The following is a 255-nucleotide window of genomic DNA, read 5'->3' on the forward strand; positions in this document are numbered from 1 at the left end:
GCGTACCATCAAGCCGGATGAACAATGCTTGCGGCTCACTAACGCCGAGACGTCCGAGGATCTCGTGACGCGCGTGAAGGTATTGACGCAACTCTCGCGCGAGGTCCGGGCGAAATGGAATGATACGCGATCGTCCCTTGCTGTGCGTGATCAGGAACGTACCGCGCTTTAGATCCACGTCATCCATTCGCAGGCGGACTGCTTCGCCCAGTCGCAGGCCGGTACAGTACAGCACCAGCATTAACGTGCGCAGCA

The 255-nt window shown here is 58.8% G+C and carries 1 protein-coding gene; it reads right to left on the reverse strand.

The features are described 5' to 3' along the window. Positions 1-241: tyrosine-type recombinase/integrase (locus tag ACLFKU_RS44660; RefSeq protein WP_410853508.1), on the reverse strand; the 241-nt coding region annotated here is incomplete at its 3' end. Positions 242-255 lie beyond the last annotated feature (14 nt).

This window comes from Paraburkholderia sp. EG304 (assembly GCF_046543485.1).
GTDB lineage: Bacteria > Pseudomonadota > Gammaproteobacteria > Burkholderiales > Burkholderiaceae > Paraburkholderia > Paraburkholderia youngii.